This window comes from Streptococcus suis YS56, assembly GCF_000440115.1.
GTDB classification, from domain to species: domain Bacteria; phylum Bacillota; class Bacilli; order Lactobacillales; family Streptococcaceae; genus Streptococcus; species Streptococcus suis_L.
The window spans coordinates 1-16181 of sequence record NZ_ALMY01000021.1 but is presented as its reverse complement, the minus strand read 5'-3'; the positions used below and the strand labels follow the sequence as shown (position 1 = coordinate 16181).

Genomic DNA, 16181 nt, shown 5'->3' with positions numbered 1-16181 from the left:
AATATGATCGGAAAAGGTTTTAATTATAGTATTTTAGCTTCGGGGTCCAGCGGGAATTGTTTTTACCTGGAAACAGATAAAAAGAAAATCTTGGTGGATGCGGGTTTATCTGGGAAAAAAATTACCAGTCTTTTAGCAGAAATTGACCGCAAACCAGAAGACATTGATGCCATTCTAGTGACGCATGAACATAGCGATCACATCCATGGTATTGGTGTTTTAGCACGTAAGTATGGGATGGACATTTATGCCAATGAATTGACCTGGCAGGCTATGGAGAGCAAATTGGGCAAGATTGATGTGGCTCAAAAACATATCTTCGAATTGGGTGCTATGAAGACTTTTGGCGACCTAGATATTGAGTCCTTTGGAGTTAGCCATGATGCTGCATGTCCGCAATTTTACCGTTTTATGAAGGATGACAAATCCTTTGTTATGTTGACGGATACAGGCTATGTCAGTGACCGCATGGTTGGAATTGTAGAAAATGCCGATGCTTATTTGATTGAATCGAACCATGATATTGAAATTTTGCGCTCAGGTTCTTACTCATGGAATTTGAAGCAACGAATTCTATCCGATAAGGGCCATCTTTGTAACGAAGATGGAGCTGATGCCATGATTCGCTCGCTTGGAAATCGGACCAAAAAGATTTACCTAGGGCATTTGTCAAAGGAAAACAATATCAAGGAATTGGCTCACATGACCATGGTTAATCAGTTGGCGCAGGCTGATTTAGGAGTTGGAGTAGATTTCCAAGTCTATGATACATCGCCAGATACAGCGACTGCCTTGACCAAGATTTGACAATTGATACAAACTAAGTTATACTAAAAATACTAATTATACGAGGTGAAGTTACATGAATAATTAAGCTACTTATTAGTCGTTCTTAAAACTTGTTGAAAATCAATTATTTGATAATTTAGTCTTTTAGTTTGCTTTTAGTACTAGGCAACGAGCTGCAGGCTGTACTGAAGTACGGCAAAGCGAGTTAACGAAGTGATAGAAGATAAACTAAATGACGATACAAGGGATAAGACTGCTCATAAGGGCTTACTATTCATGTGACTTTTCCATAGGGAAAGGTCATGTTTTGCATGGCTTTTTTCTTGTTCATTGAGCAGAATAGGGGCCCTTTTTGTGAAGAAAAGAGGTCTATATGGAAGTAATGAAATGTATTCAATTAGAGAAGGAATTTGCGGGACGAAGTTTGTTTACAATCAAGCAGTTGAGCCTTCAAGCTGGTCAAAAGATTGGCTTGGTTGGAAATAATGGTGTTGGCAAGTCCACGTTTTTGAAAATCTTACTGGGAATGGATAGGGATTTTGCTGGTCAGATTGAGGTAAAAGCAGACTGGGCCTATGTACCCCAGTTACAGGAAAGGAGCTTGCTTTCTGGAGGGGAACAGGTTTGGAAGTCTATACAAGATGCTTTTGCCCAAAGACCGCAGTTGTTAATCATGGATGAACCGACTGCCAATTTAGATCAAGAACACCAGGAAAAACTGATCAAACAAATCAAACGCTATCGTGGCAGTCTGCTGGTTGTCAGTCATGATCGGCATTTTCTCAATCAAATAGCCAGTCACATTTGGCATTTAGAAGAAGGAAAGATAGAGGTTTATTCAGGGGACTACGATAGCTTTGTCCAAAGTAGGAAAGCGAAACGAGAAGGACAGCAGGAGGCCTATGAAGCCTATCAGAAAAAAGTCGCTCAACTGAAAAAGGCCCAGCAAGAGCGTCAGGCAAAGGCTCAGAAGATGGGGAAGAGAAAGAAAGGTGTTTCATCGTCTGAGTGGAAGGTCAATGCTTTGATGGGTTCCTATGACAGTCAAGCCAAGTCTATGGCCAAGACTGCCAAGCATTTGGAAAAACGGATGGAGCGTTTGGACAAGGTTGAACAACCCAGAAAGGAAACGTGGGTAAAGATGGAAGCGAAAGGTGCTTTGGATACTGGTCTTCACAGCCTCTTTCGCTTACAGGCTGGTCAGCTCTGGATTAGGGAAAAGTATTTATTTGGTTTCCCTCAGATAGGGATGACGTTTGGAGAGAAGTTAGCCTTAGTGGGGGCGAATGGTTCTGGAAAAACAAGTTTTGTTCGGAAACTGATTTCAAAAGAATTAGAAGGCTACTACAATCCAAAATTAAAAATTGCTTATTTCTCCCAGGATTTGACAAGTCTCAATGAAGAAGAAACAGCCTTTGTGAATGCTAGCTCGACGTCGCTTCAAGATAGGATAACGGTTCTCAATTTATTAGGCATGTTGGGACTCTCTTACGATAAGGCCCAGCAGAAGGTGGCAAATTTATCAGGTGGTGAACGTGTTCGGCTTTCCTTGGCCAAGGTCTTGTTATCGGATGCCAATCTTTTGATAGTAGATGAGCCTACAAATTATTTGGACATTATAGCCATAGAAGCTCTGGAGAAATTTTTGCAGGAATACCAGGGAAGTGTCCTCTTGATTTCCCATGATCAACAGTTTGTGGAAACATCTGTTCACAGTCAATGGGAGATAGTGCAAGCTTGTCTCGTGAAGAAATCATAAGAAAATATATTCTGAAAAGGAGGCTCTGTCTAAAAAATATTTTTTGCCTGTGGTATAATAAGAAGGATATTTCTAGAATGAGGTCTTTGAAGTGAAAAAAAGAAAGAACAAGCCTTTGGAACACGATGGAAATTTTATTTCCCTTCGTTTAAATATTTTATTTTCTATCGTGATTTTCCTTTTCCTAGTTTTGATATTGCGTCTGGCAGATATGCAGATTATCAATCATGATTTTTATAGTAATAAGCTGTCTACTGCCAGTCAGAAAATCATCAGCAATGGCTCTATCCGTGGGCAGATTTACGATGCGCAAGGAAAACCTTTGGTTGAAAACGAGATTCAGCAGGTTGTCTCCTTCACACGTTCCAACAAGATGTCTGCTCAAGAAATGAAAGAAGTAGCTAATAAACTCTTGCAGTGGGTCAATGTGTCGGACGTAACAATTACTCAACGTGACAAGGCTGATTATTATTTGGCGGATGAAGAAGTTTATCGTCAGGTAGTCGAGGCCTTGCCAGAAGATAAAAAATACGATTCTGATGGCAACTACCTGAGTGAATCGACAATTTATTCTAATGCGGTTGATAGTATCCCTGCTGAAGCATTGCAATATTCTGAGCAAGATAGCAAGGCGATTGAATTGTTTAAGCAGATGAATGGAGCTACTTACTTCTCTACTGTTAATTTGGTAACAGATACTCTAACAGCTGAACAAGTTGCTCATATCGTAGCCAATGAAAGTCAACTTCCAGGCATTTCAACGACTAACAACTGGAAACGGACGATTTTGCCAACTTCCCTCAGCTCTATTATTGGTACAGTAACGAGTGAACAGGCTGGTTTGCCTGCGGAAGATGCGGAATACTATCTCTCCAAGGGCTACTCATCAAATGACCGTGTGGGAACTGCCTACCTCGAGAAACAATATGAAGAAGTCTTACAAGGTCAACGTGAGAAAAAACAAATCAACCTTGATCGAAATGGCAATGTCGAAAGTATTGAGACAATCCAAGAAGGGCAGCAGGGAAATAATATTAAACTGACTATTGATTTAGCCTTTCAAGATGGGGTCAATGCTATTTTGAAAAAATACTTTGAAAGTGAGCTGGCTACTGGTAGTGCACTTTACTCGGAAGGAGTTTATGCAGTTGCATTGGAACCTTCAACAGGTGCGGTGCTTGCCATGTCTGGATACAGTCATGAAAAAGGGGCAGGTAGCATAATAGAAGATGCCCTTGGTACTATTACAAGTGTTTTCACACCAGGTTCCATCGTCAAAGGAGCGACAATCAGCTCTGGTTGGGAAAATGGAGTTATCAGTGGCAATCAAGTGCAGTTAGACGAACCAATCTATTTTGCAGGTTCAGCACCAATTACATCTTGGTATGGGGCCTATGGTAGTTTTAATATTGATGCGACAGAGGCTCTAGAATATTCTTCTAACGTCTACATGGTTAAGATTGCCTTAGGACTACTTGGTCAGACCTATTCAGCTAACATGTATTTGAATGATGGCGATACATTGACAAATGCCATGACTAAGCTTCGTTCGACTTTTGCTGAGTATGGTTTAGGTGCGTCAACAGGTATTGACCTTCCACTCGAATCTACAGGATTTTTACCGGAAGAGTATTCGACAGCCAATTTTATTACCAATGCTTTTGGACAGTTTGATAACTATACACCGATGCAGATGGCACAGTATGCAGCGACCATTGCGAATAATGGAACACGGATTTCTCCACACCTCGTTGAGGGAATTTATGGGAATAATGCCCAAGGTGGTTTGGGAGAATTAATTGAAACCGTATCTGGTAAGGAGATGAATCAGGTTAATATTTCCGCTGAGGAAATGTCTCTTCTTCGTCAAGGTTTCTACCAAGTTGTCAATGGTAGTGGGCGCTTTAATACAGGTAGTGCTATCGGTCGTGGTGCGGCCGTGACCATCAGTGCCAAGACTGGTACAGCCGAAACCTATACAACGACAGCTTCTGGTGATGTGGTTACTGCGGTCAATACCAACGTTGTTGCTTATGCGCCTAGTGATAATCCTCAAATTGCGGTAGCAGTTGTCCTACCAAACTTGACCAATCAAAGTTCAACAACTACTAAGACAATTACTCAAGAAATTATCAATCTATATCAATCACTTCACCCAATGAATTAAGGAGGCTTATGCTTTACCCTACACCTATTGCCAAGTTAATTGATAGCTATTCTAAATTGCCAGGTATCGGTATAAAAACGGCTACCCGTTTAGCTTTTTATACTATTGGCATGGAGGATGATGTCGTTAATGAGTTTGCAAAAAATTTATTGGCAGCCAAGCGAGACCTATCTTATTGCTCTATTTGTGGTAATTTGACGGATCAGGACCCCTGTGCCATTTGCCAGGACTCAACGCGAGACCAATCTACTATTTTGATTGTAGAGGATAGCCGAGATGTTACAGCCTTGGAAAATATTCAAGAATACCACGGTCTTTATCATGTCTTGCATGGCTTGATTTCCCCGATGAATGGCATTGGACCAGATGATATTAACTTAAAGACCTTGCTAACTCGTCTGATGGAAAACGAAGTGACAGAAGTCATTGTAGCGACAAATGCAACAGCAGATGGAGAGGCTACATCTATGTATATCTCGCGTGTCCTCAAACCTGCGGGAATCAAAGTAACCCGACTAGCTCGTGGCTTAGCGGTAGGCAGTGATATTGAATATGCAGATGAAGTGACCCTGTTGAGGGCTATTGAAAACCGCACAGAGCTATAGCTGTTCTGTAGTTAGATACGTTCCTAATTTTAAGATAGGATAGATATGATTTGTTAAATTATGCTATACTAAGAGTAATAGCGTTGATACAGGAAGGAAAATATATGTCAAAAGAAACCTTGATTTTACTATATGGTGGGCGTTCTGCAGAGCGTGAGGTATCCGTTCTGTCTGCCGAAAGCGTCATGCGTGCCATCAATTATGATAAATTTTTTGTAAAAACCTATTTCATCACACAAACTGGGGACTTTATTAAGACGCAAGAGTTTTCTCAAACACCGTCTGCCGATGAAAAACTCATGACAAACGCGACAATTGTTGAAGAGCAAAAAATCCGTCCGAGCGATATTTATGAAGAAAAGGCAGTTGTTTTCCCTGTCCTTCACGGACCGATGGGAGAAGACGGGTCAATTCAAGGCTTCTTGGAAGTGCTTCGTATGCCGTATGTTGGTACCAATATATTGTCTTCTAGCGTTGCCATGGACAAAATCACTACCAAGCGTGTTCTTGAATCAGCAGGAATTTCCCAAGTACCTTATGTGGCAGTTATCGAGGGTGAAAATATCGATGATAAGATTGCAGAGATTGAAGGAAAATTGACTTATCCAGTCTTTGTAAAACCAGCTAATATGGGATCAAGTGTCGGTATCTCTAAGGCAGAGGATTTAGCTGGCTTGCGTAAGGCGCTTGATTTGGCCTTCAAATATGACAGCCGTGTCCTCGTTGAGCAGGGTGTTAATGCGCGTGAGATTGAGGTTGGTCTTTTGGGAAATGCTGACGTGAAAACGACACTGCCTGGCGAAGTAGTCAAAGACGTTGCCTTTTATGACTACGATGCCAAATACATCGACAACAAAATCACCATGGAAATCCCGGCTAAGATTGATGAATCTATCATGGACACTATGCGGGACAATGCTGCCAAGGCCTTTCGTGCTATCGGTGGTTGTGGCCTTTCTCGCTGTGATTTCTTCCTGACAGAAGACGGCGACATCTTCCTCAACGAGCTCAACACCATGCCAGGATTTACCCAGTGGTCTATGTACCCACTTCTTTGGGACAACATGGGACTGGTTTATCCAGACTTGATTGAAGAGCTAGTTCGTTTGGCCAAAGAAATGTTTGAAAAACGTGAAAGTCATTTGATTTAATGAGAATGAAAAGGATTGGAAAATTTCCAATCTTTTTCTAGTTCACATTCTTGCAAAGGTTTGCGAAAAAGAATAGAATGGTTTCAAATATGTGGAGGTGTTTATGTATCAAACGACAGTAAAAGGGGAAGGTCTGTTTCAGGCAGTTTCTCAAGGTTATGGAGAACCAGTTCGTACCTTTGGGGTGACTGAGAAGGGGGAAACTCCAGTTAGTTTGGTCAATATAGGATTGGCTGCCTGTGTGACCATGTGTGTGCAGGGCTATTATGCAAGCCAAGAAGGCAATAATACCATGCCTGTTCAGGTGGCTTGTCAGTTGGAGGATAGAAGATTTGAACTAAGCATTGCCGTGGCCGAGCAGGTTTCAGCTGAGAAGCAGGCAGCAATCTTGGCCTATGTGGACCAAAAGTGCAGGGTCAAAGCCCTTCTAAGTGATGACATCAGCTATCACATTGAGTTTGACCTGTTAGATGAGGCTGAACTTTCATCCACACGAGCTAAAAAGTGATATAATAGAGAGAGCGAAAGCTCTTTTTTAGTTTATCGTCATTTAGTTTATCTTTTATTACGTCGACGAATGAGGAAACTTTGTTTCCTTATTTCCAACTTCAAACACTCCACTGGAGTGTTTGAACTCGCCTTGCCTGATTGAAACAGTCTGGGGGACTGTTTCAAGTCAATGCCTAGAAATTAGAAAGCATTGAGTTATGCCTGCGGCTGTTGATGCGAACTTTGTTCGCTTTATTTCCAACCTCCAACTATCTCCCAGATAGTTGGAGCGAGTACTAAAAGTAAACTAAAAGACTATATTGGAGAAAACAATGAAATTAACCTTACACGAAGTCGTTCAGGTCTTGGGCGCAAAAAATGATATCAGTCTTTATCCCGATACAGAGCTCAACAAAGTTGAGTTTGATAGCCGTTTGATTGAAGCAAATGATCTCTTTATCCCTTTAAAAGGTGCGCGTGACGGTCATGACTTTATTCCTGTTGCTTTTGAAAATGGCTGCGCAGTAACCCTTTCGGAAGTCAGCCTTGATGTTCCCCACATCCTAGTGGACGACTGCTTGGTTGCGCTTCAACAATTAGCGGCCTACTACCTAGACAAAACAGGGGTAGAAGTCATTGCTGTGACAGGCTCAAACGGTAAAACGACCACCAAGGACATGATTCACGATGTTCTAGCGACGACTTACAAGACCTACAAAACACAAGGAAACTATAACAATGAAATCGGTCTCCCTTACACTGTCCTTCATATGCCAGACGAGACTGAGAAACTGGTTTTAGAGATGGGCCAAGACCACTTGGGCGACATCCATCTCCTGTCTGAAATTGCCAAACCAAGTCTATCAGTTATTACCCTTTTTGGAGAAGCCCATCTGGAATTTTTCGGCTCACGAGAAGAGATTGCCAAAGGGAAGCTGCAGATTGCGGACGGAATGACAGCTGGAAGTAAACTCTTGATTCCGACAGATCCGATTGCGGCCAAACTTTTGCCAAGCCATGTAGAACTCATTCGTTTCGGTGAACAGGCTGATTTGCAGGTGACCAGTCTGGTCGAGTCAAAAGATAGCCTAACCTTCACCGTTAACTTTATGGACGGCGATATTTTCCTGCCTGTAACAGGCAAGTACAATGCCACCAATGCCATGGTAGCAAGCTATGTGGGGAAGACCTTGGGTGTGCCTGATGAGGCAATCAAGTCAGCCCTTGCCAGTCTTAACTTGACCCGCAACCGCACCGAGTGGAAGAAGGCGGCAAACGGAGCAGACATGCTCAGCGATGTCTACAACGCCAATCCAACAGCTATGCGCTTGATTTTGGAAACCTTCTCTAGCATTCCAGCCAATGAAGGCGGCAAGAAAATCGCCGTTTTGGCAGACATGAAAGAACTGGGTAGCCAATCCGTTGATCTCCACAATCAGATGATTCTTAGCCTGTCGCCTGATGTGCTGGATACCGTTATTTTCTATGGTCAAGATATTGAAGAATTGGCCCAGCTGGCTAGTCAGATGTTCCCAATTGGAAAAGTCTATTTCTTTAGGAAAAATGCAGAGCAGGACCAATTTGAAGACCTGGTGAAGCAAGTCAAGGAAGTCCTTAGTGGGCAAGATCAAATCCTCTTCAAAGGTTCTAATTCTATGAATCTTGGGAAAGTGGTGGAAGCCTTAGAAAAATAGGAGAAATAGAATTGTCAATCCTAGATGAATTGTTTCAACATGAAGATATTCAGCCACATTTAATATATAAAGAAATAAAGGCAAAAGACTATCTTTTAGATGAAGGTCAAGTCTCGCATATGATTTATCTTGTAAAGTCCGGTGCGTTGAGACTGTGGCATAACCATGACGGAAAAGACATCACTATTCAGTTTTTCTTTGAGGGAGATTCGGTTTCGTCTCTTGAAAGTTTTTTAACGAAGACAGAAAGTATTTACAGTCTTCAAGCTATTGAAGATACTGTGGTTTCTTGCCTAAATCGGCAACTATTTGAAACATTTTTACTAGAACACCCAGAGTATTATCACTCGTTGACAATACTTTTAAGTCAGAAAATGATTAAATACAACCATCTTTTTCTGTCACGAATAAAAAACTCACCTGAGCAACGATTTTTAGAATTAGTTCAAGAAAAATCTGACCTGTTATGGAGAGTTCCAGATATTTATTTATCTTCTTACCTAGGAATAACTCCTGTATCACTTTCTAGAATAAAAAAGCGACTGACTTAACATTTGTTAATGTCGGTCTTTTTAGATTGTAATATACTGGTTGTACCTTGAATGATAAACAAGGAACAATAAAAAAATAGAGGAGAAATTTCAATGAAAACAACAATTGTCTATAACCATCCCTATGAAAAATCATATAATCACGCTATTTTAGAAGCCAGTATAGCTGGTGCTCAAAAGGCGGGGAGTCAAGTGCAGGTTATTGATTTAGATGCAGAAAAGTTTAATCCTGTGATGACTAGTGAAGATTTGCTAGGATTTGTGAAACATCAGCAGGTGGACCCACAAGCCCAAGCTTATTCAAAGTATATCGGAGAATCAGAACATCTCATCTTGATTTTTCCAATCTGGTGGGAGTTGATGCCAGCGATGATGAAAGGCTTCATTGACAAAGTTATTTTTCCAGGAGCATTTTACGACTACAAAGCAAATGGTTATAGTATGCAGGCGCGTCATGAGAAGTTAAAAACCATTACTATTATCACAACTATGAATACTCCTAAATTTTTGTATCAACTAATTTATGGTAATGCTATCAAAAATGCGTTAATTAAAGGAACATTTCAGAAAACAGGCTACAAAGATGTGAAATGGATGAGTTATAACATGGTAAAAATGGTTGATGATAGGAAAAGAAAATCTTGGCTAGAGCAGATTGAAAAACGGATTTATCAGCGTGTTCAACAGTGATAAGTCAATCCTCTTCAAAGGCTCTAATTCTATGAACCTTGGAAAAGTGGTGGAAGCAATAGAAAAGTAGAGAGGTGAGACCTCTCTTTTTTAGCAAGTCTTGTCAAAATGTCGAAAAGTTGATATACTGATTCCTGGGGAAAGAAAGGAATTTAATAAGATGAGTGATTTTTTTAGTAATCAGATTTCTGAAGCACCGAACTTGGACGTATTGGAACATCTGTTTCTCATGATTATTTGGTTTTTCATGCTCTATCTTTGTTTTCGTTGTTACCAAAAGAGATGGTTTCATACTGTTTTTTGGTGGCTTCAATTTATACAGATTGTCTCCCTTTATACTTGGTATATCGTAGCTGATTTTCCTCTTTCAGAGAGTCTTCCTTTTTATCATTGTCGCTTGGCCATGCTCTTTATTCTTTGGGCTAAGCCCGGACCTCTGAAACGTTATTTTGCTTATCTCGGTCTTTTCGGATCGCTTTCTGCCTTTATTCATCCGGTATTTGACCCGTTTGCTTTTCCACACCTTACCTTCTTTACTTTTGTTATTGGCCACTATGCCTTGACCGTTAATTGTATGTTGTACCTGTTATCTGATTTAGAAGGGGAGATGTTGAAGGGGAAAGAGATAGTGAAATATACGCTTATTATGAATATGCTGATTCTAGGAGTAGCTCTTTTAACTGGTGGAAATTATGGATTTTTAAGACAGGCACCTTTAGTGAATACTAATAATCTTCCTTTGAATTTCTTCTTGGTAACTTGCCTACTCTGTTTCTCTATTTTGAGTATACAAGCTATGCTGATTGCCTATTTGAAAAAAGAAAGCAAACAAATGAATTCGCATATATTGAAAAAATAAGACTTGAAATTAGTTTTTCAAGTCTTATTTTAGTTTTTAAATGCGCCTTGTTTGTAGCTAATCCAGAAAAAGACAGGGATAAAAATAAGCATTAATCCAGAATAGATTGGCAATGTGTGACTGTTTAGGGGGTGAATCTCAATCAGACCATGTAGGAAATGGGAGCTGATGAAGAAACCGAAAACGGAATAAATAATAAGAGCCAGTCGAGCTTTTGTCAGTGGCAAACAGGCACGAATGACAGCCAGTAGACCTGTTGAACCAAGAACATAATAAGAGAGGGTTTGCATGTCATGCAAGTTTAAGTATCCAAAGACTTGCAGTAAATGGAAAATAAGGACACTGAGAACAACCACGAGAGCATTTGGTAGGGCTAAGAGAAGAGATTTTCTGAGAAAATGTTTTTCTACGGGGCGGATATTTCGTTCAAAAGTTAGGATAAAAGGAGGAAAACCTTCAACAAATTGACCAATGAGGGTCATTTGTATCTGAATAAATGGGAAAACTAACAAATATTCTGCTTTACCTAGAGTGATACTAGCGATACAGATAAGGCCAAGTAAGAAAGAGTAGATTGTTTTGATAAGAAAGATGGGCGCAATGTGGGAGATGTTATTAACAACGCGTCGTCCCTCAAAGAGAATCTCAGGAATATCTCGAAATTCAGAATCTAGGAGGACTAGATTAGCGATTTGTCTAGTAGCGGGATCGCCTTCTGCCATAACAATGGAACAATCAGCTTCGCGTAGTGCAAGAATATCATTGACCCCATCACCGGTCATTGCAGTAGTATGTCCCTGTGCTTTGAGGGTTTGGATGAGCAATTTTTTCTGATGTGGGGATACGCGACCGAAAATGGCGGTTGTTTCAGCTCTGGCAATTAGTTCTTCGTCGTCAACTTTGGAACAATCGATATAGCTATCGTAGTCAGCAAATCCAGCTTCCTTAGCAATGTGTGAGACAGTCACAGGATTGTCACCAGAGATTATTTTTAGTGTCACTTCTTGCGAGCGAAGATAGGCTAGTGTTTCTGCGGCGTCTTCTCGGATTGGGTCGGCAATTTCTAATAGAGCTAGAGGTTCAATATTCTCAGATAGCTGATTTTGAGAAGAAGGAAGGGACTGTTGACTAAGCGCAAGAATCAGGACACGGGAACCACGAGCCTGTGCCTCAGAAACAGAAGGAGGATTTTGTGTTAGTAACATTTCTGGTGCCCCTAGAAAAATGCGACCAATGTTTTCTATTGTCATTGCTCCCCATTTTCTATCGCTAGAAAATGGAATGATGTGACTAGCTTTATAGTGGTGCTCTAAATCACCATATTCTTTTCGAATGGCCTGAGCTGTTGAATTAGTATCCTCACTTGTCTGGATATAAGTAGCGAGTAACCGTTGAATAGTGTCAAGTGAATAATGGTCGGTTAAGGGGAGCAGGTTTTCGACGGTCATTTTCCCCTGAGTAATCGTTCCGGTCTTATCCAAACAAAGAACATCAACTCGGGCAAGTGTTTCGACGGAATACATTTCTTGTACGAGGACATTTTTCATTCCCAGTTTGATAACGGCAGTTAAGAGAGAAGTGATGGTTAGCAGAGCAATTCCCTTTGGTAACATACCTAGTAGGGCAGTAGAGCTGGTAATAACTGAGTCTTTTAAGGGAAGAAGTTTGATGAAAAAGGCTTCTAGAAAAAGAGCTAGTCCGAATGGAATGATAATTTTTCCTGTAAATTTAGCAATTTTATCCATATTGTAAAGAATACGAGAGACGATAGGTTTGTGAGTTTTCGCCTCGAGCATGAGCTTATTGGCATAGTTTTCTGCGCCAACATGGATGACTTTTGCATAAATCTGTCCACTGACTAGGTAGCTACCAGACAATAATTCAGCCCCATTATTTTTCACAATCAAGTCGCTTTCACCAGTTAACATGGCCTCGTTTGCCTCGGCTATACCTTCTATAACGATAGCATCACTAGGAACTTGTTCGCCAGCAGACAGCAAGAGAACATCATCTAAGACAATATCTTCTGGTGCAATAGAGATTGTCTCGCCGTCGCGAACAACTCGGATAAAATCCTTGTTCATCAGGTTGAGTTTGTCAATCATTCGTCGTGCCCGCCATTCTGTCAGCATTCCTGAAACAGCGTTGAGGACAATAACTCCGAAGAAGAAAAGGTTGGACCATGCCTGAACAGCTAGTAAGGCTAAGAAAATGGCAAAATTGAGTGCGTTAAAAGATGTAAACACATTTCGTCTGAAGATTTCCCAATTACTGGCACTGGTCTTTGTCTTAAAATGATTGTTTTGCTGGTTTTGAATACGTTCTTGTACTTCCTTGGTTGATAAACCTTTTATTTTTTTGTTCATTATTTTATCTTTCTTTTTCTAGTAGATAGAATACATCTCATACTTATTGTAACATATTTATAATACAACAGTATAGGTCTGTAGACCTATTCTTCAATAGTTTGAAAAATTCCCTTATTTCCGATATAATAAGAGAGTTGTCTAGTAAAGAATAAGGATGAATCCAATGTAAATCGAATAAGATAAGAGCTCAGCTCTGCTATGAATCAAAATACAAAAAATGAAAAGGAAATATTATGTCACTACAAGAAGAAATCAAGAAACGCCGCACCTTTGCGATCATCTCTCACCCGGACGCGGGTAAGACTACCATTACTGAGCAGCTGCTCTATTTTGGGGGAGAGATTCGTGAGGCTGGTACGGTCAAGGGGAAAAAGACTGGTAACTTTGCCAAGTCTGACTGGATGGATATCGAGAAGCAGCGTGGTATCTCTGTTACCTCGTCTGTTATGCAGTTTGACTATGCAGGTAAGCGGGTTAATATCCTGGATACACCAGGGCACGAGGACTTCTCAGAAGATACTTATCGGACCTTGATGGCGGTGGATGCTGCTGTCATGGTGGTGGACTCTGCCAAGGGTATTGAGGCCCAGACCAAAAAACTTTTTGAGGTTGTCAAACACCGCAATATTCCTGTTTTTACTTTTATCAACAAGTTGGACCGTGATGGCCGTGAGCCACTTGATTTGTTGCAGGAGTTGGAAGAAGTTTTAGGCATTGCCAGCTACCCGATGAACTGGCCAATCGGTATGGGGAAATCTTTCGAGGGTCTCTATGACCTTCATAACAAACGCTTGGAACTCTACCGAAGCGAGGAGAGATTTGCAAGTTTGGACGAGGGTGACAAGCTCTTTGGTTCTAACCCATTCTATGCACAAGTTCTAGATGATATTGAACTTTTGGCGGAAGCTGGGAATGAATTTTCAGAACAGGCGATTTTGGACGGCGATTTGACACCTGTTTTCTTCGGCTCAGCCCTGACAAACTTTGGTGTGCAGACCTTCCTTGACACCTTCTTGGAATTTGCTCCAGAGCCACATGGTCACAAAACGACAACTGGGGACGTCATTGACCCGCTCAACAAAGACTTTTCAGGCTTTGTCTTCAAAATCCAAGCCAACATGGACCCTCGTCACCGCGACCGCATTGCCTTTGTCCGTGTGGTTTCGGGCGAATTTGAACGCGGTATGGCAGTTAACCTGCCTCGTACAGGCAAGGGAGCCAAGTTGTCCAACGTGACCCAGTTCATGGCCGAATCCCGTGAGAATGTGGAAAATGCAGTAGCGGGTGACATTATTGGGGTTTACGATACAGGGACCTATCAGGTAGGGGATACCTTGACCGTAGGCAAGAACAAGTTTGAATTCGAACCGCTACCGACCTTCACCCCTGAAATTTTCATGAAAGTTTCTGCTAAAAACGTCATGAAACAAAAATCCTTCCACAAAGGAATCGAGCAACTGGTGCAGGAAGGTGCTATCCAGCTCTACAAGAACTACCAGACTGGCGAGTATATGCTGGGTGCCGTTGGTCAGCTCCAGTTTGAAGTTTTCAAACACCGCATGGAAGGCGAGTACAATGCCGAGGTAGTCATGACCCCAATGGGTAAAAAGACTGTCCGTTGGATCAAGCCAGAAGACCTAGATGAACGCATGTCCTCAAGCCGTAACATCCTAGCCAAAGACCGCTTTGACCAACCCGTCTTCCTTTTTGAAAACGACTTCGCCCTCCGCTGGTTCGCGGACAAATATCCAGATGTGGAGTTGGAAGAGAAGATGTAGAAAATATCTGGGAGATATTTGCTATCGGGAGATGGGAACTGACGGAAGTCAGTTTACCGTTGAATAAAGTCTGGGTGGAGTGGATTAAAACAGTCAGGGGATACGAATAGTCCAGTGAACTATTCGTACCTGAGCCTAGAAATAAAAAGCGAAGTGTTTTAACCCGAGCTAAAAAATATAACAGCGAGGCTTGTTCGGGGAACTGTTTCAGCCCGAGCATAGAGATGTCAAGCGAGGTAAAAAGTTGGAAATAGGTAATGACTGCAGTCAGTTTACAGCTGTTCAGCTTTGAAAATCAAGTTAAAACTTCCTTAATTCGCTTCAATGAACCTCAGTTTCCATCTTCGAAGTTTATAAAACTGTTTATAAAAGCAAAAACTTTTATGGGTTTTTGCTTTTTTTATTTTACTTTTTTCGGTAAAATAAGGAAAAACATACAAAAGGAGTAACGTATGGGTTTGTTTTCAGGTTTGATGGGCAATGCCTCACAGATGAATAATGACAAGGTAGAGCAGGAATTGGCAGATATCCTTTTGGATGCGGAACAGGTAGAAATGGCCTTTAGTTTGGTTCGCGACCTGATTGTCTTTACCGAGTATCGCTTGATTCTGGTAGACAAGCAAGGAATGTCAGGCAAGAAGGTTTCCTACAAGTCTATTCCCTATCGTTCTATTTCACGATTTACGGTTGAAACCTCCGGTCATTTTGATTTAGATGCGGAGCTTAAGATTTGGATTTCTTCTGCGGCAGAACCAGCAGAAACCCTGCAATTCAAGAGTGACAAGAGTGTTATTGCTATCCAAAAAGCCTTGGCTTCTGCAGTCTTAGGCAAATAATAGAAAGAATGTTGGAATCTAATCCAGCATTCTTTTTTATCTAGCAAATGCGATAGCTTGCCAGATATAGTTGTTTAGTTTTTATTTAATGTATGATAAAATAGACTTATGACTTACGGAATTGATTTTAGAAAACGCGTTATTGCCTATGTCCAATCAGGACACACAAAAAAGGAAACCTGTGACCTATTTGGTATTGGAACCGATACCTTGTACCGTTGGGAGACACAGCTGAAAAATGAAGGACATCTGAATCGTAAACCACGAGCTCGTAGTCCTCGCAAACTTCCGCTTGACCGCTTGGAAGCCTATGTCAAGGAACATCCAGATGCTTTCTTAAGGGAAATTGCAGAGTGTAGTATTCCCTCAGTTTGGGCTGCCTTAAAAAAACTGAACATCACTTTAAAAAAAGACCACAACCTATAAAGAACAAGATAGCGAAAA

14 protein-coding genes are annotated in these 16181 nt (G+C 41.2%); 13 read left to right on the top strand and 1 reads right to left on the bottom strand.

From position 1 onward, the window contains the following. Window positions 1-3: 3 nt before the first annotated feature. The 10 genes from SST62_RS0103070 to SST62_RS0103025 all read left to right on the top strand — a co-directional run bounded on the left by SST62_RS0103070 (window position 4) and on the right by SST62_RS0103025 (window position 10754). Window positions 4-807: an MBL fold metallo-hydrolase gene (locus tag SST62_RS0103070; protein WP_024407014.1), complete on the top strand. Its 804-nt coding sequence runs from the start codon at window positions 4-6 to the stop codon at window positions 805-807. Window positions 808-1162: 355 nt separating this feature from the next. Beyond that, on the top strand, window positions 1163-2548 hold the full coding sequence (gene vga(F), locus SST62_RS1000000112005; RefSeq protein ID WP_032499302.1) for an ABC-F type ribosomal protection protein Vga(F): 1386 nt from the start codon (window positions 1163-1165) through the stop codon (window positions 2546-2548). A gap of 91 nt (window positions 2549-2639) precedes the next feature. Then, entirely contained in the window at window positions 2640-4715 is a 2076-nt protein-coding gene (pbp2b, locus tag SST62_RS0103060) for a penicillin-binding protein PBP2B (RefSeq protein WP_029186254.1), read from the top strand. An 8-nt stretch (window positions 4716-4723) separates the two neighbouring features. Then, window positions 4724-5320: a recombination mediator RecR gene (gene recR, locus SST62_RS0103055; protein WP_012027296.1), complete on the top strand. Its 597-nt coding sequence runs from the start codon at window positions 4724-4726 to the stop codon at window positions 5318-5320. Between the two features lie 104 nt (window positions 5321-5424). Further along, entirely contained in the window at window positions 5425-6471 is a 1047-nt protein-coding gene (locus tag SST62_RS0103050; protein ID WP_029186253.1) for a D-alanine--D-alanine ligase, read from the top strand. Window positions 6472-6574: 103 nt separating this feature from the next. Then, window positions 6575-6979: an OsmC family protein gene (locus tag SST62_RS0103045; protein ID WP_029186252.1), complete on the top strand. Its 405-nt coding sequence runs from the start codon at window positions 6575-6577 to the stop codon at window positions 6977-6979. 313 nt (window positions 6980-7292) lie between these two features. Then, on the top strand, window positions 7293-8654 hold the full coding sequence (locus SST62_RS0103040) for a UDP-N-acetylmuramoyl-tripeptide--D-alanyl-D-alanine ligase (RefSeq protein WP_029186251.1): 1362 nt from the start codon (window positions 7293-7295) through the stop codon (window positions 8652-8654). Between the two features lie 11 nt (window positions 8655-8665). Further along, window positions 8666-9205, top strand: a complete 540-nt coding sequence (locus tag SST62_RS0103035) for a Crp/Fnr family transcriptional regulator (RefSeq protein WP_029186250.1) — start codon at window positions 8666-8668, stop codon at window positions 9203-9205. 93 nt (window positions 9206-9298) lie between these two features. Then, window positions 9299-9895: an NAD(P)H-dependent oxidoreductase gene (locus tag SST62_RS0103030; RefSeq protein WP_029186249.1), complete on the top strand. Its 597-nt coding sequence runs from the start codon at window positions 9299-9301 to the stop codon at window positions 9893-9895. A 229-nt stretch (window positions 9896-10124) separates the two neighbouring features. Then, on the top strand, window positions 10125-10754 hold the full coding sequence (locus tag SST62_RS0103025) for a TIGR02206 family membrane protein (RefSeq protein WP_266577947.1): 630 nt from the start codon (window positions 10125-10127) through the stop codon (window positions 10752-10754). Between the two features lie 29 nt (window positions 10755-10783). Here SST62_RS0103025 and SST62_RS0103020 read toward each other — a convergent pair whose 3' ends face one another. Continuing rightward, window positions 10784-13120, bottom strand: a complete 2337-nt coding sequence (locus SST62_RS0103020; protein ID WP_029186247.1) for a cation-translocating P-type ATPase — start codon at window positions 13118-13120, stop codon at window positions 10784-10786. Window positions 13121-13356: 236 nt separating this feature from the next. Here SST62_RS0103020 and SST62_RS0103015 point away from each other — a divergent pair, with 236 nt between their 5' ends. The 3 genes from SST62_RS0103015 (at window position 13357) to SST62_RS0103000 (ending at window position 16163) form a co-directional block, all read left to right on the top strand. Beyond that, window positions 13357-14901: a peptide chain release factor 3 gene (locus tag SST62_RS0103015; protein WP_029186246.1), complete on the top strand. Its 1545-nt coding sequence runs from the start codon at window positions 13357-13359 to the stop codon at window positions 14899-14901. Between the two features lie 452 nt (window positions 14902-15353). Next, complete coding sequence (locus tag SST62_RS0103005) at window positions 15354-15737, top strand: PH domain-containing protein (RefSeq protein WP_024397275.1); 384 nt, start codon at window positions 15354-15356, stop codon at window positions 15735-15737. A 108-nt stretch (window positions 15738-15845) separates the two neighbouring features. Further along, window positions 15846-16163: an IS630 transposase-related protein gene (locus SST62_RS0103000; protein ID WP_029186244.1), complete on the top strand. Its 318-nt coding sequence runs from the start codon at window positions 15846-15848 to the stop codon at window positions 16161-16163. Window positions 16164-16181 lie beyond the last annotated feature (18 nt).

Bases quoted from the DNA above. Each gene is read 5' to 3' on its own strand.
- SST62_RS0103030 (WP_029186249.1), top strand. From the start codon at position 9,299: ATGAAAACAACAATTGTCTATAACCATCCCTATGAAAAATCATATAAT.
- SST62_RS0103050 (WP_029186253.1), top strand. From the start codon at position 5,425: ATGTCAAAAGAAACCTTGATTTTACTATATGGTGGGCGTTCTGCAGAG.
- SST62_RS0103070 (WP_024407014.1), top strand. From the start codon at position 4: ATGATCGGAAAAGGTTTTAATTATAGTATTTTAGCTTCGGGGTCCAGC.
- SST62_RS0103015 (WP_029186246.1), top strand. From the start codon at position 13,357: ATGTCACTACAAGAAGAAATCAAGAAACGCCGCACCTTTGCGATCATC.
- SST62_RS0103025 (WP_266577947.1), top strand. From the start codon at position 10,125: ATGATTATTTGGTTTTTCATGCTCTATCTTTGTTTTCGTTGTTACCAA.
- SST62_RS0103045 (WP_029186252.1), top strand. From the start codon at position 6,575: ATGTATCAAACGACAGTAAAAGGGGAAGGTCTGTTTCAGGCAGTTTCT.
- recR (WP_012027296.1), top strand. From the start codon at position 4,724: ATGCTTTACCCTACACCTATTGCCAAGTTAATTGATAGCTATTCTAAA.
- SST62_RS0103000 (WP_029186244.1), top strand. From the start codon at position 15,846: ATGACTTACGGAATTGATTTTAGAAAACGCGTTATTGCCTATGTCCAA.
- SST62_RS0103020 (WP_029186247.1), bottom strand. From the start codon at position 13,120: ATGAACAAAAAAATAAAAGGTTTATCAACCAAGGAAGTACAAGAACGT.
- SST62_RS0103005 (WP_024397275.1), top strand. From the start codon at position 15,354: ATGGGTTTGTTTTCAGGTTTGATGGGCAATGCCTCACAGATGAATAAT.
- SST62_RS0103040 (WP_029186251.1), top strand. From the start codon at position 7,293: ATGAAATTAACCTTACACGAAGTCGTTCAGGTCTTGGGCGCAAAAAAT.